Source organism: Streptomyces sp. NPDC054765 (assembly GCF_053612065.1).
In genome coordinates, this window is the sequence record NZ_JBSHBP010000096.1 from 1 (window position 1) to 23,468 (window position 23,468).

Sequence of the window (23,468 nt, forward strand, 5' to 3'; positions counted from 1 at the left end):
GCCCCGGGGGAAGTCCCGGGGCCGGCCGCCCTGTGGTGTGCCGGGAGTCGTCAGCAGTGGTCGTAGAGGAGGGCGCGCACCAGGCGGCAGGTCGTGTCGGACGGGGTGTGGACCCCTATGCCGACCGCGGTGCTGCGGATCTTGCGGTTGTTGGCCTGCTCGGGGCGGTGGACGCCGGTGTCGAGCAGGGCGATGGCCAGCCGCATGGCCTTCAGGCGGCGGTTGTGCGATTCATACCGTTCGCGCGGCCATCCGGCGGGCAGCGGCTTCTTGGGCAGCGGGTGGGCCGGGAGAGGCTTCGTCATGAGTGTGGCAGCGGCCATCGGCGACCTCCTGGAGCGTGGATGAACCCTCACTGACTGGTTCCCATTCTACTGCCCACCACTGACAAAAGCCCCTGGCCAGAGGGGATTTGGGAGCCCGCGGAGGGGGCGGCGGGCGCCGCCCGGCCGGCCTTCGCGACGGCTGCCGCAACGGTGCCGCGGCGGTCCCCGCGAGGGCCGGGCGACACACCCCGTCAGGCCGTCGCGGCCCTGGCGCGCAGCAGGTTTTTGTCCGGTTTGCCGACGGGGGTGAGGGGGATGGCGTCGAGGACGTGGACGGCGGCCGGGGCATACAGAGCGCCCTTGTGTCCGGTGACGAAGGCGCGCAGGCCGGCGGTGTCCACACGGTGGCCCGGGGCGGGGACGACCGCGGCATGCACCTCCTCGGTCTCGTCCGCCCCGCGCACCCCGTAGACGGCGCAGTGGGCGACCGCCGGATGGGTGTGCAGCAGGTCCTCGACCTCCGCCGGGTGGACATGGCCGCCCACGACGATGATCAGGTCCTTGACCCGGTCGACGAGGTAGAGCCGGCCCTCGTCGTCCAGCACACCGACGTCGCCGGTGCGCAGCCAGCCGTCGCCGTCCAGGACCTGCGCGGTCAGCTCGGGCTGCTTCCAGTAGCCGTTCATCACGCCGGCCGAGCGCACATGGATCTCGCCCCGCTCCCCCGGCGGCAGGTCCCGCCCGTCCGCGTCCCGGACGGCGAGCGTCACGCCGGGCAGTGCGCGGCCGACGGTGATCCGTCCGCCGGGGCCGGTGCGGAGGTGGTCCGCCGGCCGGGCTTCGGTGATCGACAGTGCCTCGGACTGGCCGTACAGCCCGAACAGGACCGGGCCGAACACCTCGGCGGCCCGCGCCAGCCGTGCCGGTGAGGCCGCACAGCCGCCATAGGAGATACGGGTGAGGGAGGTGAGGTCGGCGGTGGGGAGGGTGGGGTCGTCGAGGAGCCGGTAGAGGAGCGGGGGCAGCAGCCAGAGATGGGTGATGCGGTGGCGGGCGACAGCGGCGAGGACGGCGGTGGGGTCGAAGGCGCGGTGCAGCACGACGGTGCCGCCGGCCACGAGCGTGACATCGGCCAGGATGCCCGCGAGGTGGGCGAGCGGGGTGCAGGCCAGGAAACGGGGCGGATCGCCGGCGGCCTCCATGCGGCGGTGGATCACCATCCCGGCATACGGGGCGTGCGCCATCCGGACGCCCTTGGGGATGCCGGTCGTGCCGCCGGTGTGCCGCAGGCACCAGTCGTCCCCGGGGCGGGCGGCGCTCGCCACCACGGGGGTGGCGGGAAGGGCGGCACACGCGGCGAGCAGATCGGTGCCCGGACCCGCGGCGGCAGCCACCTCCCCCAGGGTCATGACCTCGGGGAGCGGGCCCGGGATGTGCTGGAGCAGCGCCCGTGCGGTGTCGTGGAGGGCCGGCTCGACCAGGAGCAGGGTGGCATCCGCGCTCGTGGCGATCCGGGCCAGGGTCCGGGCGGCCATGCCGTCGTAGAGGAAGACCACCCGGGCGCCGAGGAGATTTGCGGCGTAGCGGGCGGCGAGCACCTCGGGGCGGTTGCCGCTGAGCAGGCAGACGGTCCGGCCGCGGCCGACGCCGCGGCCGGCGAGCACCGCCGCCATGCGGTGAACGGTGGCGTGTAAGGCGCCGGCGGTGACCTCCTCGCCTCCTTCCCCCACGGTCACTGCGGTGCGGGACGGGTCCCGGGCGAGGGCGGCGAGGAGGGCATCGACGTAGCTGGTGAAGCCGGTGGCGGCGGTCATGGCAGGTTCCTTCGGTCCGGTGGCGGGACGCGTGACGAAGCGGGTCACGGCCATGACGCTACGGACATCCGCTCATACCCTCCACCACCAATATCGCCATGTGTTCATGACTCCTGAGGCATGAGCGGGGTGCGCGTCTCCGCCGCCGCCAGGATTTCGGTGACCCGGAGACCGAAGTGGAGACCGCAGGCGTGGGGCAGTCCGGTCCAGAGGCGTACGGCGGCGAGCAGGGCGCCGATTTCGCTCCGTCCGCGCCGTGCGCCGGGGCGGCCGGCAGCGCCCGGCCCCCGCCGTACGCCCGCACGCCCGCACGCCCGTACGCCGAAGCGGCGCCCCTGAGGCCTCCGTCACATCGGAATAAGGTGAAGGCACCCCCATGAGGTCATGGAATCCCAGGTTCACAGGGAAGAAAGCCTTGGAAACGGCGGGATGTCCGGCTAGGTAACCTCTGGTTCACAAACGGGCAACGGACGAGAAATGGCGCGTTGCGAGAGTGCGGCGGTACGCCCGCACCGTACCCGCCCCGACCGTGAAGAGGACCCCCGTGACCATCAAGGCCGAGTACATCTGGATCGACGGCACCCAGCCGACCGCCAAGCTCCGCTCCAAGACCAGGATTCTGGCCGACGGAAGCACGCTGCCCCGGTGGGGCTTCGACGGGTCCAGCACCAACCAGGCCGAGGGCCACGCCTCGGACCTCGTCCTGGAGCCGGTCTTCAGCTGCCCCGACCCGATCCGCGGCGGCGACCACCTGCTGGTGCTGTGCGAGGTGCTGCACACCGACCTCACCCCGCACCCCTCCAACACCCGTGCGCTGCTGCGTCCGGTGGCGGAGCGCTTCGCCGGCCAGGAGCCGATCTTCGGCATCGAGCAGGAGTACACCTTCCTCAAGGGCGAGCGTCCGCTCGGCTTCCCCGAGGGCGGCGGCTTCCCGGCTGCGCAGGGCGGCTACTACTGCGGCGTGGGCGCGGGCGAGATCTTCGGCCGGGAGATCGTCGAGAAGCACCTCGACCTGTGCCTGGCGGCCGGTCTCGGCCTGTCCGGCATCAACGCCGAGGTCATGCCCGGCCAGTGGGAGTTCCAGGTGGGCGCGCTGCCCGCGCTGGAGGTCTCGGACCACATGTGGGTGGCGCGCTGGCTGCTGCACCGGGTGGCGGAGGAGTTCGGCGTCACCGCTTCGCTGGAGGCCAAGCCGGCCCAGGGCGACTGGAACGGCGCGGGCGCGCACACCAACTTCTCCACCCGCGCGATGCGGGAGGGCTACGACGCCATCATCACCGCCTGCGAGGCGCTGGGACAGGACGGCAAGCCGCTGGAGCACGTCCGCCAGTACGGCACCGGCATCGAGGACCGGCTGACGGGCGCGCACGAGACCGCCCCGTGGGACGCGTACTCCTACGGCGCCTCCGACCGTGGGGCCTCGGTGCGCATCCCCTGGCAGGTCGAGGTCGAGAAGAAGGGCTACATCGAGGACCGGCGCCCGAACGCCAACGTCGACCCGTATGTGGTCACCCGGCTGATGGTGGACACCTGCTGCACGGAGCTGGCGCGGCGCGAGCAGATCTGACGCCTTCAAGACCGTGAGGACGGGGCCGGGCCGGTGTGGTCCGGCCCCCTCGGCTGCGCCGTGTGCCGGACGTGGCGCACGGCCTTCGCGGGGGAGGCGAGCGGGGGTGGTTCACCAGCCGTTGGCAGTGACGGGCTGCCAGGGCTGTTGCCGGGGACCGGTTGCCAGGGCTGTTGCCAGGGACCGGCCGCCAGGGCTGTTGCCGGGGACCGGTTGCCAGGGGCAGTTGTCAGTGGCGTGCGGCACGCTGGGGGCATGCTTGCGATCAGCGTCAAGACCGAGACCGGGCCGGACCGTGCACGCCCGGGTGAAGCCGAACTCACCGGGCTGCTGCGGCGGATCGGCGCCGACGGCGACCGTTTCGTGGTCGCCGAACGGTTCCCGGAGGAGGCCCACATGTTCGTGCGGACCTGGCGGGCCGGCCACATCGAGGTCGCCCCGCCGGACCGGCGCAAGCGCCTGTCGGGAACGGGGGCCTGAGATGCCGGAGCCCACCTCGCGGAGGAGACCTGACGGGCTGCTGTCACGTGCCGTGCCGCGGCTCGTGTCACGCGCCGTGCCCTGGGTCGCGCCGCTGTATGTCGGTGCCGTACACCTCAGCGCGTACGCCACCGCGCGGCTGCCCCGCCGGCGGCGTACCGAGCTGCTGCGCCGGCACTCCACCAACGTCGACAATCTGCGGGCCGGCCGGTGGCAGACGCTGGCCACCAGCGCGGTATTCGTCGAGGAGCCGCTGCCGGTGCCGTACGGCGCCGCGCTGCTCGCCGCCCTCGGTACGGCCGAGGCGCGCTGGGGCGCATGGCGCGCGGCGGGGGTGTTCGCGGCCGGTCACGCGGGGGCCAGCCTGCTGGTCTACGCGGCCCTGCGCGGTCGGATGCGCGCAGGTGCTCCACCGGCAGCCGCCGGGATCTCCCCCGCCCACGCCGCCGAGGCCACGCAGGCCACGGGGGCCACGCAGGCCACGGGTGCCACGGGGGCCACGCAGGAGGATCCGCCGGACGCGACCGCGCAGGCCATCGACGTCGGGGCCAGCTACGGCTTCAACGCCACGGTGGGTGCCCTCGCCGCGACCCTCGCGCACCGCGGTGCGCGGACCGCGGCCACGGCCGGCTTGCTGGCGCTGGGGATACGGCCCGTGGTGCGCCGCGGGCGGACGTTCACCGACGTGGGGCATCTGGTGGCGCTCGCGCTGGGGGTGGCGATGGGGACGGGAATGCGGGCCGGGGCGGGAATGCGGAGCGGAACAGGCCCGCGGGCGAGGGCGGTCCCACGGGCCGGGGGGTGCAGCGGACGTCGGGGCACAGGAAACGCGTAGCGGATTGCGGCCACCGCCCCTCGCGCCCGTGTGCCCCGCGCCCCGGCGCCCCGGCGCCCGTGTTCCCGTATGCCCGTGCTCCCACCAACTCCCTTACGGATAAGCAGAGTCGGGGCCGGATCACCCCCGGTCCCGGCACCTGCGCGGCTGCGGCGCGGCGGAATCCCGGCAAAGGGTCCGCCACACGAGGGACAGATCACCGGCGGTCTGGTTCAATGGGGCCATGGCCAGCCTCATCGACAGCGCAACGGGTCGCAGCGACCTCGAGCCCTTCTGGCCGTCCCGGCAGGCGCACGCATTCGACCGTCTGTGTTGCCGCGCACACTGAGCGCGGGCCGCACACGCCTCACCGACGCCGCTGACCGGCGTTCACGCCCTGCCCGCGCGCACGACGTCCCCGACGCCCCTCTGCGCGAAAGAGCTGACTTCCGATGACGAACGTCCGTACCCTGACTGCCGGTTCCGCGACGGCTCCCCTCCCCGCCCAGACCGCACCGCACCACCGCCACGGGCTGCGCGCCGTGGCGCCCGACGAGGCCCATCCCTCGCCCGCCACCACCCCGGGCGGGGACGCTTCACCCCTCGGTGCCCACTCGATCGCCGAGCTGCTGGACTCCGGCGCCACCTGGCTTCCGGCGCCGCAGCACAGCCTGCCCGCGCTGCCCGGCCGGCCGCCGATGGTCGGCTACCTCGTCCTCGTACCGGCCGAGCAGGCCGCCACCGCACCGGCGCCGGCCGCCGAGCCCGGGGTGGGCACGGTGAGCACGGCGAGCGTGACGACCGGCGACGAGGTCGTGCGGATCGACCCCGAACAGCGCACCGCGCAGGTCCAGGGCCGTCCGCTGGACCTGACATACCTCGAATTCGAGCTGCTGGCCCATCTGGTCGCGCATCCGCACCGGGTGCACACCCGCGACCAGCTGGTGTCCACGGTGTGGGGCTACGGGCATGTCGGCGACGGGCGGACGGTCGATGTCCATGTCGCCCGGCTGCGGCGCAAGTTGGGGGCCGCGCACCGGTCGTCGATCGTGACGGTGCGGCGGGTCGGCTACAAGTACGTCCCGGTCGTCTGAGGCCGGCGCTCAGACGCCCTCTTGCCGCGGGTGCGGCCGGGCGGGGAGCCGCTCCCCCGCCCGGCCGGGCGCCGTGCGCGCCCGGGGACCGCGGCGCTTCGGTGTGCTCCGCTCCCCGTACTCCGACGCGACCCTCCGGTGCAGATAACCCACACCGCACGCCACCACCAGCCCGGTCCCGGAGGCCAGCAGCATCCCCCCGGTGGGGGAATCGGTGAGCGCGGCGCCGCCCAGACCACCGAGCGCCGTGCTGCACACCGCCCAGATGCCCGCGCCCACCGCGTCCAGCACGACAAAGCGGCGCAGCGGGAAGCCGACGCTCCCGGTGGACAGGGCGGCGACCACCCGGCCGCCGGGCAGGAAGCGGCCGGCGACGACGAGCAGGGCGGCATGCCGTTCGACCCGGGCGCGGGCCTTGAGGTGCCGGGCCCGGCCGCGCTCGCCGCGCAGCAGCCGGGCGATCGCGCGCGGGCCCGCGTGGCGTCCGACGGCGTAGCCGAGGCAGTCACCGGCCAGTGCCCCGGCCGCCGCGACGCCCGCCAGCAGGGCGAGCAGCGGCAGATCGGGGCCGATGAGCACGGCGACCAGGACGACGGTGGTCTCGCTCGGCATGAACGGCAGCAGCGCGTCGAGGCCCGACACCAGCAGGACGACCAGCCACAGCCAGGGCGAGCCCAGCATGCCCTGCAGCGGGTCGGCGAGCCGGTCCAGCTGCTCAAACATGGGCCGGGGTGTCCCGTGCGGGAGCGTCCGGAACGGGCGGCCCGGCCACCGCGGGACACGGTACGGGCGAGGCCGCTCCCGGCGCGGCGGGCAGCGCTGCGGCCCGCGCGGGCGCCTGCCGTACCACCGCTTCCGGCCGGCCGCCCAGCACCGCGCGGGCCGCCCGCTGCGCCAGCTCCCGCCGGTCCGGGCACCCGTCCGCCGCCGTCAGCGCCGGATGCGCCATGACGCGTACGGTCAGCGCACGGGCGGCGAGCACCCGGCGCAGCGAGGCGGCGAAGGTGTCCTCGCCGCAGAAGGCGGCCACCGTGCTGGGCAGCCCCTGCTGGGTGTAGCCGAGGGTCACCGGGCGGACCGGCGCCCCCGCGTCGAGGGCGGCCTGGAAGGTGGCCCGGCGGAAGGTGCCCCGGTCGGCGGTGCACCAGGTGGTGGCCTGCGGGAAGACCGCCACCGACCGTCCGGAGCCGAGGAGTTCGGACACCTCCTGGACGGTGTGCCGCAGCCGGCGGGGGCTCGTACGGTCGATGAAGTGCGTACCGGCCCGGCGGGCCAGGCCGCCGACGACCGGCCAGCCGCCGACCTCGCGCTTGGCGAGCAGGGTGACCGGTTCGATGGCGAGCAGGGCGAGGATGTCGAGCCAGGAGATGTGGTTGACGACGATGAGGGTGCCGGGGCCGTCGCCCGCGGTGAGCGGGGCCGCGCCCTCGACACGGACGCCGAGGGCGTCGAGCATCGATCCGGCGTGGGCCCGCAGCCGTGCCGGATCGGCCATCCGCTCACCGTCCGTCAGTGCCCGCCGCACGGAACGGGCGAACGCGGCGGCGCGGCGGGCGGTGCGGGCCGCCGGTACGCGCGGCAGGGCGTGGGCGGCGCAGTCCGGGGTGCAGTCGGACCACACGTCCCAGGGGCCGTTCACCGCTCCCCCAGGAAGTAGCGCCGGTAGCGGTCGCCGAGCCGTTCCATGTCGAGGACGACGAAGAAGTCGGCGACGTCGAACTCGGGGTCGTGGGCGGGGGCGCCGCAGAGGAACGCGCCGATGCGCAGATAGCCGCGGAGCAGCGGCGGCAGCTGGGCCAGGGCGGGGCGTGCGGGGACGGGGACGGTGGAGCGCCAGGGGTGGTGCGGGGTGACCTGGAGCCCGTGCGGGGCGGCGTAGCGGGTGCGGCCCAGTTCCCAGGCGTGGGCCGCGGCGGTGCCGCCGTCGGCGAGCGGGACGGAGGCGCAGCCGGCGAGGTAGCGGTGGCCGGAGAGCAGGGTGTAGCGGGCGAGCGCGGCCCACATCTGGGTCATCACGGCGCCGCTGCGGTGGTCGGGGTGCACACAGGAGCGGCCGGCCTCGATGAGGGACGGGCGCAGCGCGTGCAGGGCGCCGAGGTCGAACTCGCCGTCGGAGTACAGCCGCGGGCTGCGGCCGGGCGGCAGCAGCCGGTAGGTGCCGACCACGTCGCCGGTGGCGGTGTGGGTGACGACGAGGTGGTCGGCCAGCTCGTCGACGGCGTCGATGTCGTGGCCGGCCAGCGGGGAGTGCAGGGTCGCGCCCATCTCGCCGGCGAAGACCTGGTGGCGCAGCCGCTGTGCGGCGCGGATCTGCTCGCGGGTGCCGGCGATCTCCGCGGTGTAGCCGGGGTCGGCCGGGGCCACTGCGGGTGCGGGGGCGGACGGGGTGCGGGGGACGGCGGCGGACGCGGTCGATGCCATGCTCATGAGAGCCCTCCTTGGGGAGTGGGGAGGCTGTACGAGTCCTTGGGGAGCGGGGAGGCTGTACGAGTCGACGGGCGGTGAGACAGCGGGGGCCTGCGGGCCGCGCGGGGCAGCCGGTGCACTGCTCCGCAGTGGTGTGCCGGGTACCCCCTGAGCGACGGGGAGCCGACCCGGTGACCTGGCCCTTCTCTACGCGGCAGACTGTTCCCGGGCCCGACGGCCGGGCGCGTGAAGCCCAGGGAGCGAAGGGATGAGGGTCCGCAGAACACTGGTCGCCGCGGTCCGGACCGGGCGCGCGCCGACCGTGCGGGCGAGGACCCGGCCGGTGTGCCCGGCCCGCGGCGTACCGTCTTGGACTGCGGCGGAGCGAGCGTTAGCGTGCCCCCGCACGGGACTGTTTGTTACCACCGAGCAGTGGGAGCACGCATGAGCCGACCGTCACGACGCGCACTGTTGGGAACCGCCGGAGCGATCGGCGCCGGAGCGGCGCTCGGCGGGGCCGCCCCCGTCGCCCCCGCGGGGGAGTCCGCCCGGCGCGAGGAGCGGGCGCCCGCGTACGACACCGCACCGGCGCGGGAGGCGCTGCGGCGGCTGCTGCCCCGGCACGCAGGTCAGTTCCGGCTGGTGGCGCTCGCCCCGGACGGCCGCGGCGACCGCTTCCGGGTGGCCGGCCGGGCGGGCCGGATCACGGTCTGGGGGACCACCCCCGCGGTGCTGCTGACCGGCGTCCACTGGTATCTCAAATACACCTGCCGGGCCCATCTGTCGTGGGCCGGCGACCAGACGGCGCTGCCGGACCGGCTGCCCGCCCCGGCCGCCCCCGTCGAGCGGGCCACCTCTCTGCCGCACCGCTTCGCCCTCAACGACACCCACGACGGCTACACCGCCCCGTACGCGAACTGGCCGCGCTGGGAGCGGCTGATCGATGTGCTGGCGCTGCACGGGGTGAACGAGGTGCTGGTCACCCCCGGCGCCGAGGCCGTCTACCACCGGCTGCTGACCGACTTCGGCTACTCCGACAGCGAGGCCCGCGGCTGGCTCCCGGCGCCCTCGCACCAGCCGTGGTGGCTGCTGCAGAACATGAGCGGCTACGGCGGCCCGCTCAGCAGTCAGCTGATCGGCAAACGCGCCGCATTGGGCCGTAAGATCACCGACCGGCTGCGCGCGCTCGGCATGCATCCCGTACTGCCCGGCTACTTCGGCACCGTCCCGGACGGATTCGCCGCCCGCAACCCCGGGGCGAAAACCGTGCCGCAGGGCGACTGGTCCGGCCTCAGGCGCCCCGACTGGCTCGATCCGCGCACCGCGGTCTTCACCGCGGCCGCCGCCTCCTTCTACCGTCATCAGCAACAACTCCTCGGCCCCGCCCGCCACTTCAAGATGGATCTGCTGCACGAGGGCGGCGACCCCGGTGACGTGCCCGTACCGGACGCCGCCCGCGCCGTCGAGAAGGCGCTGCGCACCGCCCACCCCGAGGCCACCTGGGTGATCCTGGGCTGGCAGGGCAACCCCCGGCGCGATCTGCTGGACGCCGTCGACCACGACCGGATGCTGATCGTGGACGGCCTCAGCGACCTGGACACGGTCACCGACCGGGAGCGGGACTGGGGCGAGGTGCCGTACGCCTTCGGCTCCATCCCCAACTTCGGCGGCCGCACCACCCTCGGGGCCAAGACGCACATCTGGGCCGAGCGCTTCACCGCCTGGCGTGACAAGCCGGGCAGCAGGCTCGCCGGGACCGCGTACATGCCGGAGGCCGCCGAGCGCGACCCGGCGGCGTTCGAGCTGTTCAGCGAACTGGCCTGGCGGGAGCGCCCGGTGGACCGCGCGGCGTGGTTCGACGGCTATGCGGACCTCCGCTACGGCGCCCGCGACGACCGGGCCCGCGCCGCGTACGCCGCACTGCGCACCAGCGCGTACGAGATCTCCAGCAAGGACGGCCGCCCGCACGACTCGGTCTTCGCCGCCCGCCCCGGCCTGACCGCCCGCTCCGGCACGGTCTACGCCACCCACACCCCGGCCTTCGACCCGGCGGCGTTCGATGCCGCGTTCGCCGCGCTGCTGACGGTCCGCCCCGCACTGCGCGGCAGCGACGCCTACCGCCACGACCTGACGGATGCCGCCCGGCAGGCGCTCGCCAACCGGTCCTGGCAGCTGATCGGGCAGCTCCAGGACGCCTACCGCCGCAAGGACCGGGCGGCGTTCGGTGCGCTGTCCGGGCTGTGGCTGCGGCTGATGCGGCTCAGCGACGAGGTCACCGGCGCGCACCGGCTGTTCCTGCTCGGGCCGTGGCTGGCGGACGCCAAGGCCATGGCGGGCGACGCCGAGGAGGAAGCGCGGCTGGAACACAGCGCCCGCGCGCTGATCACCACCTGGGCGGACCGGGCCACCGCCGACGGCGGCTCGCTCGCCAACTACGCCAACCGCGACTGGCACGGCCTGACCGGCGAGGTCCATCTCCCCCAGTGGCAGGCGTACCTGGACGAACTCGGCGACGCACTGGCCGCGGACCGGCCGCCGAAGACCTTCGACTGGTACGCCCTGGAAGAGCCCTGGACCCGCGCGCGCACCGGCCATCCGCTGCGCCCGACGACCGATGCGTACCGCACCGCGATGCGGGTCCACGACACCCTCGCCACGGCCCCCTACCAGGGCACCGTCACGGTCACCGCCGTCCCGCCCGCACTGCCGCCGGGCGGGTCGGCCACCGTCACCGCCGCGCTGCGCAACGTCAACGGGCTGCGGGCGACCGGCCGGGTGGACTTCGCGCTGACCGGCGTCGAGGCCACCGCGTCGGGCCCGGTGTCGCTGCCGGCACTGCCGCCCGGCGGCACCGGCCGGGCCCGCTGGCGGGTCACCGCCCCGGCCGGTCCTCCAAAGGCTCCGCTGCGCCCGCTCCCCTACGTCCTCGGCGTGGACTACGGCCCGGAGGGCGAGCGGCGGGTCCACGCGGCGCAGCACGGCACCCTGTTCGTGGCGGGGCCGCTGGACCCGGAGCTGAGGACCGTCACCACCAACGCGGCGGTTTTCGGCCAGCTGGGCGACCGGCTGGCCGTCAACGGTGCGGGCGCGGACCTGTGGAAGGCCACCGCCGAATTCGGTGCGGTCTACCGGCCGGGCGCACTCGTCGCCGGCGGCTCGGTCACGGTCGAGGTGACCTCCCAGGAACCGACCGGCCCCTGGGCCCGCGCCGGCCTCGTCGTCCGCAACCGCCTCACCACGCCGTCCGCCCCGGGCTCGCCGGACGCCCGCGGATTCGTCAATCTGTCCGTGACCCCCGCCAACGGCGTCGTGCTGTCCTACGACGCGGACGGCGACGGCTCCCTGGACACCTACCGGCGGATCACCGGCCGCACCGCGCCGGTCCTGCTCCGGCTGTCCCGCGGGACGGACGGCGCGGCCTCGGGTACGTACACCGGCGCCTGTTCCACCGACGACGGCGCGACCTGGCACGAGATCGCCACCGTCACCGTCCCCGGCGCCGCCGCCCGGCAGGACACCGGTCTGCACCAGTGTGCCGCCAACTCCGCGACCGGGGACCGCGGGACGGCGGAATTCCGCCGCTGGAAGCTCGCCTGAGCGCCGCGTAGGCTGACCGGGAACGGACCACGAGCGAGGGGATCACGTATGAGTGCCGCAGCTGAGAAGGAGTGGCTCTACGCCCTCGACATCTCCGACGCCGTCTGGCAGCGCGCCCCGGGCGAATCCGAGGAGGCCGTGGAGATCGCCTTCCTGGAGCGGGGCGCGGTGGCCATGCGCAACTCCACGGACCCCGATGTGGTACTGCGCTACACCGAGGGAGAGTGGCGGGCGTTCGTCCTCGGCGCACGGGACGGCGAGTTCGACCTGCAGCGCTGAAGCCGGCCGGCCCGGCAGTCATTGCGGCCACCGCGGTCGGCAGACCGCGGTGGCCGCGGCCGTGTACGGGTCCCCCGTCAGGGCGCCGGGAGGGCCGGTGACCATCACAGGAATCACTCGTTTCACCGAACGTGAAGCAGCAGCAAGCGACACCCCAGCGTCCGGACCGCACCTCCCCCGGCAGCCTTGAGGACATCGGTGACGTCATCGACGTCGAGCAGGCCGAGGCGGCGCTGGTCGAGCACTACCCCCGGCTGGTCCGGCTGGCCTATCTCGTCCTGCCGCCGGGCCGGGGCCGCAGCCGGCGGGTGCTGGCGGCCCATGCGGTGGTGCAGCGGGCCCTGCCGCGCCAGCGCAGCTCCACCCGCGGGCTCGGGCTGCCCGCCCAGCGCGCCGGCACGGACGCGGCGATCGACCCGGGCTATGCCTTCGTACGGCTGCGGGTGCTGCGGGCCGCCCTGGCCGCCGGCCGCTCGCGCCGGTGGCTGCCGGTGCCGCCGCCCCCGCTCCCCCAGGTATGGGGTCTGCGGCTCTTCCCGCGCTCCGGCGGCGCCGATGAACTCGCGCTGGACCAGGCGCTGTCGGCGCTGTCCGGGCCGGGCCGGGCGGCGTTCGTGCTGCGCGATCTGGAGCGGCTGAGCGCGCCCGAGACCCGCCGGGTGCTGGAGGCCGCGGGGGTGGCGCATCCCCGGGCGGCGTGGGAGGAGGCGGAGGGGGCCGCCACACCGGCCGGCAGCCGGGACCGGTCGCTGCTGGAGTCGGCGGAGTTCGACCCGTGTGCCCTGCAGGCCCGGCCGACGGATCTGATCCGGCGGCGGCAGCACGGCCGGGCGGTGCTGACGGCCGGTGTGGCGGTGGTGGTGTGCGGGGCGCTGCTGGGACTGCCGGGCGACGGCTGGGGCCCGGACGGGGCCGCCGCCCCGCCGTACGCACAGAACGCGGCGGCCGAAGCGGCCCTGAACCCCGGGAAGCTGGCGGTGACCTCCGCGACCGCCTGGAAGGACGCCGCCCGGCAGGACTTCTCGGCCTGGCCCGCCCGCGGCGACCGGATCCACGACAAGGCGCTGCTGCGGCGGGCGCTGGCCGTATGGGCCAGGCCCGGTGCCGGGGTGCAGGTCTCGGCGACGCCCGGCACCCCGGCCGGACCGGCGTCCGGCCCGGCCCAGCTGCTGTTCGCCGGCGTGGTGGACCACGTCGTGGTGGTGCTCCTGCACGACGGGCTGCGGGTGATCCGCTACGCGGAGACGGCGGACGGCGAGGGGCAGGGCGACGGCACGGGCGCGGCGCTGGACTTCGCGCGCACGGACGGCGCGGCGGTGGATTCGGCGAGCGCCCTGGTCGTCAGCCGTACGCAGGGCAACGTCCGCTATCTGACCGCCCCTTGGGTGAAGTCGGTGCGGCTGGCCGATCTGCTCACGCCGCAGGCGGCGGCCCGGCCGGTGCCGATCGGGGCGAGCGGGCTGACCGGTCCGGTGCCCACGCCCCGGCCCGCGGAGAAGTGCACGAGCTGGCCGGCCCTGCGGATGGGCGGCCGTCTGCTCACCGACCTCGGTGAACTCACCCCGGCCCGGCTGACGTACGGCACGCCACGCAAGCCCGGCGAGGTGACCGCGCCGCGGGCCAGGACGGCCTGGGCGCGCACGGCCTGCCAGCTGGCCGCGGTGCGCGGTAGGGGCGTCCGCGCCGTGAACGCCTGGGAGTTCGCCCGCCAGCCGCTGCCCGGGGGTGCGGGCACCGCGGCCTGGCTGTGCACCCGCGCCGAGACCTGGCGCGGGCCGGGCAGCCGCACGATGGCCCAGATCCAGACTCCGGCCCCGGGCGGGCAGCCGTATGCGTCCGGCACGGTGGCGGCGCGCGCCGAGGGCGGTACGGCCTGCGGCCCCCGGGCGCCCCGGGCGCTGGCCGGGGTGCTGTGGAAGGCCGCCACCGGGCAGTGGTGGCTGCTGGCGGCGGGCAGCGGCCAGGTCACCTCGGTCACCACCACCGGCAGTGTGCACGGCCAGGCTCCCGGACGGCTGCTGACCCTGCCGGCGAAGTCGGGCGACCGGGCGGAGCTGACGGGGCGGCTCGCGAACGGGAAGGCGATCAAGGGGCTGGGCTAAGGGCTGTCCGGCTTGTGCCCGATCTGTGATTCCCGCTGTGATTCCGTGCCGGGCCCCGGGTCGTTAGGCTGGTCGGCATGACCACCGGGGCGCGCCGCAGGATGGGCGTCGAGGAGCGGCGTGAGCAGTTGATCGCCGTCGCACTCGACCTCTTCAGCCACCGTTCCCCCGAGGATGTGTCGATCGACGAGGTCGCCGAGGCGGCCGGTATTTCGCGGCCGCTGGTCTACCACTACTTCCCGGGCAAGCAGCAGCTGTACGAGGCCGCGCTGCGGCGGGCCGCCGAGGAGCTCACGGCCCGGTTCGCCGAGCCGCACGAAGGGCCGCTCGGTGCCCGGCTGTTGCGGGTCATGGAGCGGCTCTTCGACTTCGTCGAGGAGCACGGGCCCGGCTTCTCGGCGTTGATGCGCGGCGGCCCGGCGATCGGTTCGACGCGCACCAACGCAATGGTCGACGGGGTCCGGCAGGCCGCCTACCTGCAGATCCTCGCCCATCTGGGTATCCCCGACCCCGCCCCGCGGCTGGAGTTGGTGGTCCGCTCCTGGATCTCGCTGGCCGAGACCACCGCGCTGCTGTGGCTGGACGGGCGGCCGATTCCGCGTAAGGAGCTGGAGCGGCAGCTGGTGCACGACTTCGCCGCGCTGGCGGCGGTCAGCGCCGCGTATGACGAGCGGATGGCCCACGTGGTGCGCCAGATCCTGGCGGACGAGCCGGCGGACGGGATGTTCGCTGATCTGGTGGGACGGCTGGCGGCGCTGCCGGAGCCGGTCGGCTGCGCCTGACCGCCGGCCCCCGTTCACACTCCGGGGCACGTCACGCCCGGGGCACGTCACGCCCGGACCACGTCACGCGCCGGTCGGCACGCCCGCGTTCGTGAGGATCTCGCGGGCCGGCAACGCGGTGCTCCGGGCAGCCGTCAGCCCGGAGGCCGCCAGGTGGGCGTCCACGATCCGAAGCCCGACCGCATATCCGGCGAAATCGGGCAGCCCGACGGGTCGCTGCCCCATGCGCCGCGCGGTGGCGTCGCCGTACACATACGCGGGCAGGTTCTGCATCCCGGCCACATCCATCCCGGTCGCGACCTTCTCGAAGGCATCGTCCAGTGCCGCGCCGGACAGCCCCGTCGCCCAGGGCCCCATGGCGCGCTCGCCCGCCAGTTCGCGTACGAACGCTTCGGCCAGTCCTTCGGCCACGACCTGCTCGCCGACCGTGACCGTCCTCGGGTTCCAGGCCACATTGGCGTAGCGCACGTTGTGGTGGAGCTCGTGCGCGGCGGCATAGCCGATCTTCGCCAGGCTGGTCGCGGTGGGCCACATCGTGAGCTGGATCGCGCCGGGGATTCCGCCCATGCCGTAGTAGCCGGCATTGCGGACCGTAAGGAGGTCGTCATCGGGATTGCCGAGCACCAGGACGACATGCACGGTCTCGGCGGCCCTGATCCCCGGCACAGCACCGCTCAGCCGCTGCCACGCCGCGGTGAGGCAGCTCTCGATCCGGTGCCACACCCCCGCGTCCCGCATCTGCCTCAGGGCTGTCAGATGGCGCGGGTCCTCACGGTCGGTCCGGAAGCCGCTGCCCGCCTGGTGCATCTGTGCCACGTCCACACCGATCGGGGACAGCACGCCTTGCAGAGGGCTGAGCATGTCCCGTAGGGCGTCGGGACGCTCCTGAAGCGGGCGCCGGAAGAGATCGGACATGGCCGACGCCGTGTCATGAACAACAATCTTCATGACACCGGACCGTAGAACCTGCCGTTACGGAAGGCGCAAGCCCGGCGGCAAGGACGAGTCGCCGCGGTCAGCGGATGCACTCACTCGTGGGTGGTGGCACGGTGGTGGTACAGCCTCGTACCCCGGTCCGGACGGGTCAGCTACGTGCCCGCCGGAGGCAGCGCGACGCCGTCTCCCCTTCGGCGCCCGGCCCACAGTGGCCCGCAGTGGCCCGCAGTGCCGGCAGGCCGCGAGGTCCGGTCAACCGGGCCCGGACGCGGATGTTTTGACGTGTGGGTGGACCGGGGCCCAGAACGTTTCCGGCCTGGCAGCCGCAGCCGGTGCCCGATCACCATGGAGGTGCCGCCATGACCGACGAGTACGACGAGTACGGGGACAGCACTCTCACCGCGCCCCCCGTGGACCTGTGCGGAGACCCCGACAGCCCCAAGGACCGGGAGGACTTTCTCTGGAAAATGGCCTGGGACTGCCAAGAGAGACCGATGGACAGCTACTGGCTCGTGTCCAGAGGGGCACAGGGATTCCTCCTGGTTCCCACTGACCGCATCAAGGGAATCGAGTGCCCAGACCTGGTGTCCGGCGCCTTCGCCAGGCACAACTACTGGGATGTCGCTTGGGAAAGAGCCGGTGTGTGGCTCAGGCCTCCGCAGTGGGGCGCCTTTGGACTGGGGATCAACGCGGCCGGTCACCGTTCCCATAATCAGCTGCACATCCATATGTCCGCGGTCCGCCAGGGGGTGAAAGCCGAGCTCGACAAAGCCGCCCAAGCCGGCACGGTCGCCCAGGACCTGAAGAATTGGCCCGCACAGCTGACTACGGTCACCGGGCTGGACGAGAACGGAAACCCTCAACCGCGGAGCTACCGCGTGGTCCACGTCTTCAACTTCGAGATCCTGAACCTCTTCAAGGCGCTCCACGACAATGTGGTCGCCCCACGCGGCGAGAAGATGGGCGACCAGACGATGCTCGTCATAGCGGCGGGAGCCGGCACGACCAGTGGGTTCTACATCCTGAACAGCTGGGAGAATCTCCCCGTCTCCACCACCACCCCCAAGGGAATCGCTTTCTGCGACAGTCTCCTCATCTGCAAGTGAGGGGACCCGAGGCCGCGGTGACGGCCCGGCCGACACCGCTCCGGCCGACACCGCTTAGGCCCACGCCGTGCCGGCCCCGTGGCCTGGGGCCGGGACGGCTCATGAAGATCCCTCAGCCGCGGTCGGCGGCGCGGCGCCGGTTCTTCAGCCACGAGCCGAAGCAGAAGGCGACGGCGCCCGCGACAAGGGTGCCGACGATCGGCAGAACCAGGTCCCCGGTGTCCTCGCCGCTGGTCGTGGTGGTCCCCGCCGCCTCATCGTGGGTCGCGAATGAGGTCCGGTCAGGCGTGGCGCCTGAGGCCGTCGTGCCCTTGGCGCTCATGCCCTTGGCGTTTGCGCCCTTGGCGCTCATGCCCGAGGGGCCGGACGTGGTCGCGGTGCCTGATGTGCCCGAGGGGCCCGACGTGGTCGACGTACCGGACGTGGTCGAGCCGGGCGTCTTCCCCGGCCCCGTGATCTCGAACGACCCCACGGCCTTCTTCTGCCCGGCGTCCAGCCGGCACCGCGCGTCGACCTCACCCAGAACGCCACCGCCCGCCTTCTTCCCGACGACGTGCACGGCGAGGTCGCCGGCGGTGATCCACGCGTGGCCCGGCCGGCTGAAGGTGAGAGCGGGCGCGGCGCCGGTCGCCGCGACGTCGAACGAACCGGAGCCCGGGATGCTGGTCTTGGTGATGCCGAGGGGAACCCGGATGCGGCGGTCACTTTGTGGCGCGGACACGCCGATCTGCGCGGCCACCGTGCCCTCGACGGACTTCACACCGATCCAATGGAGCTTCGCCGTGAGGTCCGCGTTCACCGTCGTCCGCGCACCGATGGCGAATTTCCGGCTGGCTTTGCCGACCGGCACCGACTGCGGAATATCCGCTTCGATCTTTATCGTGAAGGGCTGGTTTTTGATCACCGGGACTGTGCAGCTGTATTTCAGTGTGCGAGAAACCGGTTGCGCGGCCGCGGTTCCGGCTCCGGACATTCCCAGCACTGCGACGGCAGCCCCGGATGCTGTCACGACACCAAGGGCCATCCTCACCCTTGGCCTTTCCATCCTGCGCCTGGTGGCCATGTGGCACCCCCGTGAGTTGTTCCGCCGTGCGTCCCATCGGTGCGCGACGGGCGGGTGTTTCCGGATTCAAGACGCTCTTCTGCTCGCGGACGGTTCCCGGTGCATTCCGGGTCTGCCCTGCCCGGCACAGTCGACCCGTGAAACGGATGGTGCGCCTGGAAAACGTGGGTCAGGTGGTCTTGGAGCCGAGCATGGCGGAATTGGTAGACCGCGCCGACCCGGCGCAACACACCGCGCTGGTGAGCGTCGTCCAGGAAAGCGATCACTGCCCAGGGCAGCCGGCCCGTCAGCGGCAACCAGATACGCGACAGAGCCACCCACTGGCCCCAAGCGGTGAAACTCAGCCCGTACCCGAACCCGCCCCCGAACGCCGCCTCGATACCGAACACGAGCCCGGCCAGGAGCCCGCGGACGGGACCGGGCATGAGTCCGCCGACCGGCCCGGACACGAGCCCGAAGCCGAGCCCGGCCGCGAACCCGATCACGAGCATCCACACGAGCATGTGGAAGACCACGTTCTTACGGTTCGTGCTCAGCAAATCCGAGGCGCTGACCGCAGATCCGATCTCCATGGGAGCTTCCAGCCAGGCCATGATGCCGAGCACGAGTCCGGCCCCGAGCCCGAGCTCGAGCGGGAACAGGACGGCGCCCACGAGCCCGCCGTCGAGTCCGTCGTCGAACCCCAGCGGCGCGACCACACCTCTGTCCACGAGCACCAGCACGAGCGCGAACGAGAACCCGAACCCGAGCCCCATCAGGGACATCGGGACGAACCTGGCACGCGTCTGTCTGGTCCCGCCGAAGATCCGTATGCGTACGCGCGACGGCTCACGGGGCGCGCCCCCGGACACGAACCCGTAGACGAACCCGAAGACCAGCCCGGCGACGAGCCCGTGCAGGAGCCCGACCGTGAGCCCCCGGCCGAGCGCGAACCCGAGCCCGTGCCCGGTCGCGACCAGGTCCACGGGCAGGTTCCCGATCCCGGTCGTCACCCCGACGGCCAGTGCGGCCAGGAACCCGACCACGAGCATGCGGGAAGAAAGGCGCATGGTGGTGCCCAGTTCCCACCAGGCGAGGTCGCGGGTGTCGAGCTCGTGCAGATGCACGGCGAGGTAGCCGAGCCAGCGCCGGGCACGTTCGGGGTGCCGGCGACGGCGAGGGCCGGTGCCGCGGCCGGTCGGTGTGGGGTCGTAGACGGCGGGGATGAAGGCTGCCAGGAGGTGGTCCTGCAGGGCTTCGGGAGAGGCGAACGTCCCGGTGTCCAGAAGATCTGAGGGCCGGTGCCTGGTGGCGCCGCTGTAGACGGTGCGGGCCAGGCCGACCATCAGTGGGGTCGCGAGCACTTCGGCGAGGTTCGCCGCGCCCGGACTGCGTGGCTCTTCGCGCAGCCGAGCCAGGACCGGTTCCCACGCGGTGCTGTCCTTGCCGCCGTCTCTGACCGGGCGGCTGCCCCGGTGCAGGTAGTCGGCGTAGTCGTCCACCGTGAGGTCCGCCAGCTCGATGACGGCGGCTTCGCCGAGTACGCCGTTGTCCTCCACGGCCCGGCTGAATTCCGCGGGGCGGCTGGTGAGCACCAGCGGCGTGGTGGTGCGGTTGAGCGCTCGGAGCGCCGCACCGTGCAGGCCGGTTGCGATCTCGTCGAAACCGTCGAGAACCGGGAGGATCCTGTCCTCGTCGAGCAGGAGGCCGGCCAGATTCCCTCCGTGCCCGGCCTGAGCTTCCAGGAAGGGGTAGTCGCGCACCAGTTGGCCGCACAGCCAGTCATCCAGTGAGGTGGTGGCCGGATCCCATGACCCCAGACCGAAGATCACCGGTACCCGGTCGCGTGCGGCGCGGGCCCTCAGCCGGTCGAGGACGAAGCGCAGCGTCAGGATCGTCTTGCCCGACCCGGCCGCACCCAGCACCACCAGCCGACGGGACGGAATGGACTCGTACACCTCCACGATCCGGTCGAGCCGACCGTCCAGGGGAAGGGGCTCCGCGTCCTTCACGGACGGGACTTGGCGGATACCGGCCCAGTGGTCGAACACATTCCGGCCGGTGCACCCGAAGCGCACGGCCAGCGGGAACGGGTCCCCGACTCGCCGCCACTGCCCCTCGTGACGCCATTGAGCGAACACCTCGCGGGCGAGCTTCCCGGCCGACTCCCGCACCTGTGGCGCGTCATCCGGCTCCGGCGTTTCCGGCCCCCGGGGAGGCGACGGGAGCGGGAGCTGCGTGAGGCGGTCGGCATCGGCCGGCAGGCCGATCAGTGCGTGGAGCGCATTGATCCGGTCCGGAGTGAGGCGGTACCAGCGTTTCACCTGGCTTGCCGCGAACCTGCCGAGCCCGTCGAAGCGGTGATGCTCACTGACCACCCCGATCACATACCCACCGCTCCACACCGCGGCCCCCGACATCCCCTCCCAAGGGGAACGGCCCGGTTCGGGGTCGTACTCAGGAGGCTCCACGGAGATCTCCAGGCTGCCCGCGCGCAGGTACGACAATGGTGTGGTCGTGCCGCGCGCATGGTGCGAATCCCGGTACCACGTGGGAGCGTCACGGTCCGTCGACGCAGTATCGGGACGCAGTCTGAACCGTGGAAATCCCAGCGCTTCGCATTCCACGGGCCGGTTGATCCCGGCGAACCGCACCGGCGGGAGCCCGGCGTCGCCCGGTCCGCCGGTGCCCGCGTCCCGCGCGATCTCGAGCACCGCGATGTCCATGGCCTCGTCCGCCCAGACCGGCTCGCCGGGCAGCTCCGTCGTGCCGCCGTCCTCGGTGAAGAACCGCAGTTGCACGGAGACCGCGTCACTCACCACATGCGCGGCGGTGAGCACCGCATGCCCGCTCACCCGGTAGCCCGACCCGCGGCGCCCCGGGCCGGCCCGCAGTGTGGTGAGCACCTGGACCACTCGCCCCGGGTCGAGCCCGGCCGGCTCGGACGCCCTGGTTTCATTGTCCGGGGGATTCGGGGGATTCGGGGGATTCATTGCTCGTTGGTGCCGGTGATTCCGGAGACGTACGCCGGGTTGCCGGACCGGGTGAGGGTCGGCTGCAAGGCCAGTGTGATGCGCTGGGTCGAGGTGGCCCCCACCGTCGCGTCCGCACCGGACTCCACCACCCAGAACCGGACCTTCGCCCCCGCGTGCCCGCCTCGCTCCAGCGAGACCGACACCTCCAGCTCGATCGTCCCCAACTCGAAGCGCAGCGCCGCACCTTCCGCCGCGACGACCGCCTGCTCCAGCTCCTCCCGCAGGTCCCTGATCACACTGGCCAGCTCGATCACTTCATGCCCCTTCGCCTCGAGGCCACCACCGGTAACCGGTCGGTCACCGAGGACTCTAGACCCGCGATACCGGCACTGACCGCCGATCACCGGTAAACGCCCGGGAATCCCTCCTCCGGAGGTCCCGTTCGGCTCGGACGGCTTTGCCGGCTCACACAGGGGCCCGGCGCTCACTGCCGCAGCGGCCCCGTCGACCCCCGCACCACCAGCTCCGGCTGGAAGACGAACTCCGTGCGCTGTGGTGGCGTCCGCCGGCCCTGGGTACGGTCGTGGATCTCCTCGACCAGGGCGCCCACCGCCGCCGTCGCCATGGCCTGCACCGGCTGGCGCACCGTGGTCAGCGGCGGGTCGGTGAAGGCGATCAGCGGGGAGTCGTCGAAACCGACGACCGAGAGGTCACCCGGGACGTCCAGGCCGCGTCGGCGGGCCGCGCGGACCACGCCGAGCGCCATCAGGTCGCTGCCGCAGACGACGCCGGTGCAGCCGTCGTCGAGCAGGGTGGCGGCGGCCGCGTGGCCGCCTTCCACGCTGAACAGGGTGTGCCGGACGCGCCGTTCGGCCTGCCCCCTCGACAGGCCGAACGACTCCGCCAGCGCCGCCGCAAAGCCCTCGGCCTTGCGGCGGGAGGGCACATAGCGGGCCGGGCCGACGGCCAGCCCGATCCGCTCGTGCCCCAGCTCGGCCAGGTGGCGCACCGCCATCCGGGCCGCCGCGCCGTCGTCGGGTGAGACGAACGGCGCGGCGATCTGCGGGTGGTAGCCGTTGACGAGCACGAACGGGACGCCGCGCGAGGCCAGCCGGGCGTAGCGGGACGGGTCGGCGCCGGTGTCCGCGTGCAGCCCCGACAGGAACACGATGCCGGTGACCCCGCGCTCCTCCAGCTGCTCGACGAGTTCGTCCTCGGTGGCTCCGCCGGGCATCTGGGTGCACAGCACCGGGGTGTAGCCGTGGCCCGCCAGCGACTGCTCGATGATCTGGGCGAAGGCCGGAAAGATCGGGTTGGTCAGTTCGGGGATGACCAGGCCGACCAGTCCGGCGCTGCGCCGCCGCAGCCGCACCGGGCGCTCGTGGCCGAGCACGTCGAGCGCGGCGAGCACCCGCTGCCGGGTGCTCGCCGCCACGCCCGCCTTGCCGTTCAGGACCCGGCTGACGGTGGCCTCGCTGACCTGGGCCTGGGCGGCGATGTCGGACAGCCGGGGGGTGGCGGAGGTAGTGCCGGGGCCGGGCAGGGTCACTCCTCCCACCAGACGGCGGTGTCGGCGGGCAGCTCGACGTCCCCCTCGTACGCGTCCAGTTGACGGGAAGCGAGGAGCGGACGGCCGGGGGCGGGCAGCCGGGCCGGGGTCCCGGCCGTGTTGACCGTGCAGACCAGGCCGCCGGGGCGGCGGAAGGCCAGTACGCCGTCGGGCGCGTCCAGCCACTCGACCGCGTCGCCCGCGCCGAGGCCGGGGTGGGTGCGCCGCAGGGACAGCGCGGTGCGGTACAGCTCCAGGGTGGAGGCGGCATCGCCGGTCTGGGCCTCGACGGTGAGGGCGGCCCAGTCGTCGGGCTGCGGCAGCCAGCTGCCGCCGTCGCCGAATCCGTACGGCGCCCGGTCGCCGCTCCACGGGATCGGCACCCGGCAGCCGTCGCGCAGACCGTCCTGGCCGGTGGCCCGGAAGAAGGACGGGTCCTGGCGGACCTCGTCGGGCAGGTCGGTGACCTCGGGCAGGCCCAGTTCCTCGCCCTGGTAGAGGTAGGCGGAGCCGGGCAGCGCCAGCATCAGGAGGGTGGCGGCGCGGGCGCGGGCGAGGCTGCCGCCGAGGCGGGTGGTGTGGCGTACGACGTCGTGGTTGGACAGCACCCAGGTGGTGGGGGCGCCCACCGAGGCGGTGGCGTCGAGCGAGGCGTCGAT

General features: G+C 73.4%; 20 protein-coding genes. 9 read left to right on the forward strand and 11 right to left on the reverse strand.

What is annotated here, in order from left to right:
• Positions 1-50: 50 nt before the first annotated feature.
• Both ACWGJY_RS34945 and ACWGJY_RS34950 read right to left on the reverse strand, forming a co-directional pair.
• Positions 51-323 (reverse strand): hypothetical protein, encoded by a 273-nt coding sequence (locus ACWGJY_RS34945; protein WP_453264913.1) that lies wholly within the window; start codon positions 321-323, stop codon positions 51-53.
• A gap of 194 nt (positions 324-517) precedes the next feature.
• On the reverse strand, positions 518-2,080 hold the full coding sequence (locus tag ACWGJY_RS34950; RefSeq protein WP_453264914.1) for an AMP-binding protein: 1,563 nt from the start codon (positions 2,078-2,080) through the stop codon (positions 518-520).
• A gap of 544 nt (positions 2,081-2,624) precedes the next feature.
• On the opposite strand from ACWGJY_RS34950, the gene glnII reads away from it, so the two are divergent.
• The 4 genes from glnII (at position 2,625) to ACWGJY_RS34970 (ending at position 6,035) form a co-directional block, all read left to right on the forward strand.
• Positions 2,625-3,647 (forward strand): glutamine synthetase, encoded by a 1,023-nt coding sequence (gene glnII / locus ACWGJY_RS34955; protein ID WP_453264915.1) that lies wholly within the window; start codon positions 2,625-2,627, stop codon positions 3,645-3,647.
• Positions 3,648-3,902: 255 nt separating this feature from the next.
• Positions 3,903-4,127 carry a hypothetical protein gene (locus ACWGJY_RS34960; protein ID WP_453264916.1) on the forward strand — a complete coding sequence of 75 codons (225 nt, stop codon included), beginning with the start codon at positions 3,903-3,905 and terminating at the stop codon, positions 4,125-4,127.
• A gap of 1 nt (position 4,128) precedes the next feature.
• On the forward strand, positions 4,129-4,962 hold the full coding sequence (locus tag ACWGJY_RS34965; protein WP_453264917.1) for a rhomboid-like protein: 834 nt from the start codon (positions 4,129-4,131) through the stop codon (positions 4,960-4,962).
• 431 nt (positions 4,963-5,393) lie between these two features.
• Positions 5,394-6,035, forward strand: a complete 642-nt coding sequence (locus ACWGJY_RS34970) for a winged helix-turn-helix domain-containing protein (protein ID WP_453264918.1) — start codon at positions 5,394-5,396, stop codon at positions 6,033-6,035.
• A gap of 9 nt (positions 6,036-6,044) precedes the next feature.
• Here ACWGJY_RS34970 and ACWGJY_RS34975 read toward each other — a convergent pair whose 3' ends face one another.
• From ACWGJY_RS34975 to ACWGJY_RS34985, 3 genes are read right to left on the reverse strand one after another with little or no spacing between them, the layout of a single operon-like run.
• A complete protein-coding gene (locus ACWGJY_RS34975; RefSeq protein WP_453264919.1) occupies positions 6,045-6,758 on the reverse strand; it encodes a DedA family protein in 714 nt (237 codons plus the stop codon).
• On the reverse strand, positions 6,751-7,674 hold the full coding sequence (locus tag ACWGJY_RS34980; RefSeq protein ID WP_453264920.1) for a lysophospholipid acyltransferase family protein: 924 nt from the start codon (positions 7,672-7,674) through the stop codon (positions 6,751-6,753). The genes ACWGJY_RS34975 and ACWGJY_RS34980 overlap by 8 nt, the downstream gene beginning before the upstream one ends.
• Positions 7,671-8,462 carry a GNAT family N-acetyltransferase gene (locus ACWGJY_RS34985; protein ID WP_453264921.1) on the reverse strand — a complete coding sequence of 264 codons (792 nt, stop codon included), beginning with the start codon at positions 8,460-8,462 and terminating at the stop codon, positions 7,671-7,673. Before ACWGJY_RS34985 ends, ACWGJY_RS34980 begins: the two co-directional genes overlap by 4 nt.
• A 423-nt stretch (positions 8,463-8,885) precedes the next feature.
• Between ACWGJY_RS34985 and ACWGJY_RS34990 the strand changes: the two genes are divergently transcribed.
• The 4 genes from ACWGJY_RS34990 to ACWGJY_RS35005 all read left to right on the forward strand — a co-directional run bounded on the left by ACWGJY_RS34990 (position 8,886) and on the right by ACWGJY_RS35005 (position 15,201).
• Entirely contained in the window at positions 8,886-12,038 is a 3,153-nt protein-coding gene (locus ACWGJY_RS34990; RefSeq protein WP_453264922.1) for an alpha-N-acetylglucosaminidase, read from the forward strand.
• A 48-nt stretch (positions 12,039-12,086) separates the two neighbouring features.
• Positions 12,087-12,317 (forward strand): DUF397 domain-containing protein, encoded by a 231-nt coding sequence (locus ACWGJY_RS34995; RefSeq protein WP_453264923.1) that lies wholly within the window; start codon positions 12,087-12,089, stop codon positions 12,315-12,317.
• 131 nt (positions 12,318-12,448) lie between these two features.
• On the forward strand, positions 12,449-14,419 hold the full coding sequence (locus ACWGJY_RS35000; protein WP_453264924.1) for a hypothetical protein: 1,971 nt from the start codon (positions 12,449-12,451) through the stop codon (positions 14,417-14,419).
• 77 nt (positions 14,420-14,496) lie between these two features.
• Positions 14,497-15,201 carry a TetR/AcrR family transcriptional regulator gene (locus ACWGJY_RS35005; RefSeq protein ID WP_453264925.1) on the forward strand — a complete coding sequence of 235 codons (705 nt, stop codon included), beginning with the start codon at positions 14,497-14,499 and terminating at the stop codon, positions 15,199-15,201.
• A gap of 63 nt (positions 15,202-15,264) precedes the next feature.
• Here ACWGJY_RS35005 and ACWGJY_RS35010 read toward each other — a convergent pair whose 3' ends face one another.
• Entirely contained in the window at positions 15,265-16,149 is an 885-nt protein-coding gene (locus ACWGJY_RS35010; protein WP_453264926.1) for a DUF2268 domain-containing protein, read from the reverse strand.
• 347 nt (positions 16,150-16,496) lie between these two features.
• On the opposite strand from ACWGJY_RS35010, the gene ACWGJY_RS35015 reads away from it, so the two are divergent.
• A complete protein-coding gene (locus tag ACWGJY_RS35015; protein WP_453264927.1) occupies positions 16,497-17,243 on the forward strand; it encodes a CDP-diacylglycerol diphosphatase in 747 nt (248 codons plus the stop codon).
• Between the two features lie 112 nt (positions 17,244-17,355).
• Here the strand turns inward: ACWGJY_RS35015 and ACWGJY_RS35020 are convergent, their stop codons facing one another.
• The 5 genes from ACWGJY_RS35020 to ACWGJY_RS35040 all read right to left on the reverse strand — a co-directional run.
• Positions 17,356-18,306: a DUF6801 domain-containing protein gene (locus tag ACWGJY_RS35020; RefSeq protein ID WP_453264928.1), complete on the reverse strand. Its 951-nt coding sequence runs from the start codon at positions 18,304-18,306 to the stop codon at positions 17,356-17,358.
• A complete protein-coding gene (locus ACWGJY_RS35025; protein ID WP_453264929.1) occupies positions 18,270-21,278 on the reverse strand; it encodes an NACHT domain-containing protein in 3,009 nt (1,002 codons plus the stop codon). Before ACWGJY_RS35025 ends, ACWGJY_RS35020 begins: the two co-directional genes overlap by 37 nt.
• Positions 21,275-21,574, reverse strand: coding sequence for a trypco2 family protein (locus tag ACWGJY_RS35030; RefSeq protein WP_453264930.1), 300 nt, complete (start codon positions 21,572-21,574; stop codon positions 21,275-21,277). The genes ACWGJY_RS35025 and ACWGJY_RS35030 overlap by 4 nt, the downstream gene beginning before the upstream one ends.
• Positions 21,575-21,744: 170 nt before the next feature.
• The gene (locus tag ACWGJY_RS35035) at positions 21,745-22,809 is read right to left on the reverse strand and encodes a LacI family DNA-binding transcriptional regulator (RefSeq protein ID WP_453264932.1); all 1,065 of its coding nucleotides are present in this window, start codon (positions 22,807-22,809) and stop codon (positions 21,745-21,747) included.
• Positions 22,806-23,468: alpha-amylase family glycosyl hydrolase (locus ACWGJY_RS35040; protein WP_453264931.1), on the reverse strand; the 663-nt coding region annotated here is incomplete at its 5' end. The genes ACWGJY_RS35035 and ACWGJY_RS35040, both read right to left, overlap by 4 nt.

What these genes read in the sequence shown, in the direction of transcription:
- ACWGJY_RS34945 (WP_453264913.1), bottom strand. Translation starts at nt 323, where the DNA reads ATGGCCGCTGCCACACTCATGACGAAGCCTCTCCCGGCCCACCCGCTG.
- ACWGJY_RS34950 (WP_453264914.1), bottom strand. Translation starts at nt 2,080, where the DNA reads ATGACCGCCGCCACCGGCTTCACCAGCTACGTCGATGCCCTCCTCGCC.
- ACWGJY_RS34960 (WP_453264916.1), top strand. Translation starts at nt 3,903, where the DNA reads ATGCTTGCGATCAGCGTCAAGACCGAGACCGGGCCGGACCGTGCACGC.
- ACWGJY_RS34965 (WP_453264917.1), top strand. Translation starts at nt 4,129, where the DNA reads ATGCCGGAGCCCACCTCGCGGAGGAGACCTGACGGGCTGCTGTCACGT.
- ACWGJY_RS34970 (WP_453264918.1), top strand. Translation starts at nt 5,394, where the DNA reads ATGACGAACGTCCGTACCCTGACTGCCGGTTCCGCGACGGCTCCCCTC.
- ACWGJY_RS34975 (WP_453264919.1), bottom strand. Translation starts at nt 6,758, where the DNA reads ATGTTTGAGCAGCTGGACCGGCTCGCCGACCCGCTGCAGGGCATGCTG.
- ACWGJY_RS34985 (WP_453264921.1), bottom strand. Translation starts at nt 8,462, where the DNA reads ATGAGCATGGCATCGACCGCGTCCGCCGCCGTCCCCCGCACCCCGTCC.
- ACWGJY_RS34990 (WP_453264922.1), top strand. Translation starts at nt 8,886, where the DNA reads ATGAGCCGACCGTCACGACGCGCACTGTTGGGAACCGCCGGAGCGATC.
- ACWGJY_RS34995 (WP_453264923.1), top strand. Translation starts at nt 12,087, where the DNA reads ATGAGTGCCGCAGCTGAGAAGGAGTGGCTCTACGCCCTCGACATCTCC.
- ACWGJY_RS35005 (WP_453264925.1), top strand. Translation starts at nt 14,497, where the DNA reads ATGACCACCGGGGCGCGCCGCAGGATGGGCGTCGAGGAGCGGCGTGAG.
- ACWGJY_RS35010 (WP_453264926.1), bottom strand. Translation starts at nt 16,149, where the DNA reads ATGAAGATTGTTGTTCATGACACGGCGTCGGCCATGTCCGATCTCTTC.
- ACWGJY_RS35015 (WP_453264927.1), top strand. Translation starts at nt 16,497, where the DNA reads ATGACCGACGAGTACGACGAGTACGGGGACAGCACTCTCACCGCGCCC.
- ACWGJY_RS35020 (WP_453264928.1), bottom strand. Translation starts at nt 18,306, where the DNA reads ATGGCCACCAGGCGCAGGATGGAAAGGCCAAGGGTGAGGATGGCCCTT.
- ACWGJY_RS35025 (WP_453264929.1), bottom strand. Translation starts at nt 21,278, where the DNA reads ATGAATCCCCCGAATCCCCCGAATCCCCCGGACAATGAAACCAGGGCG.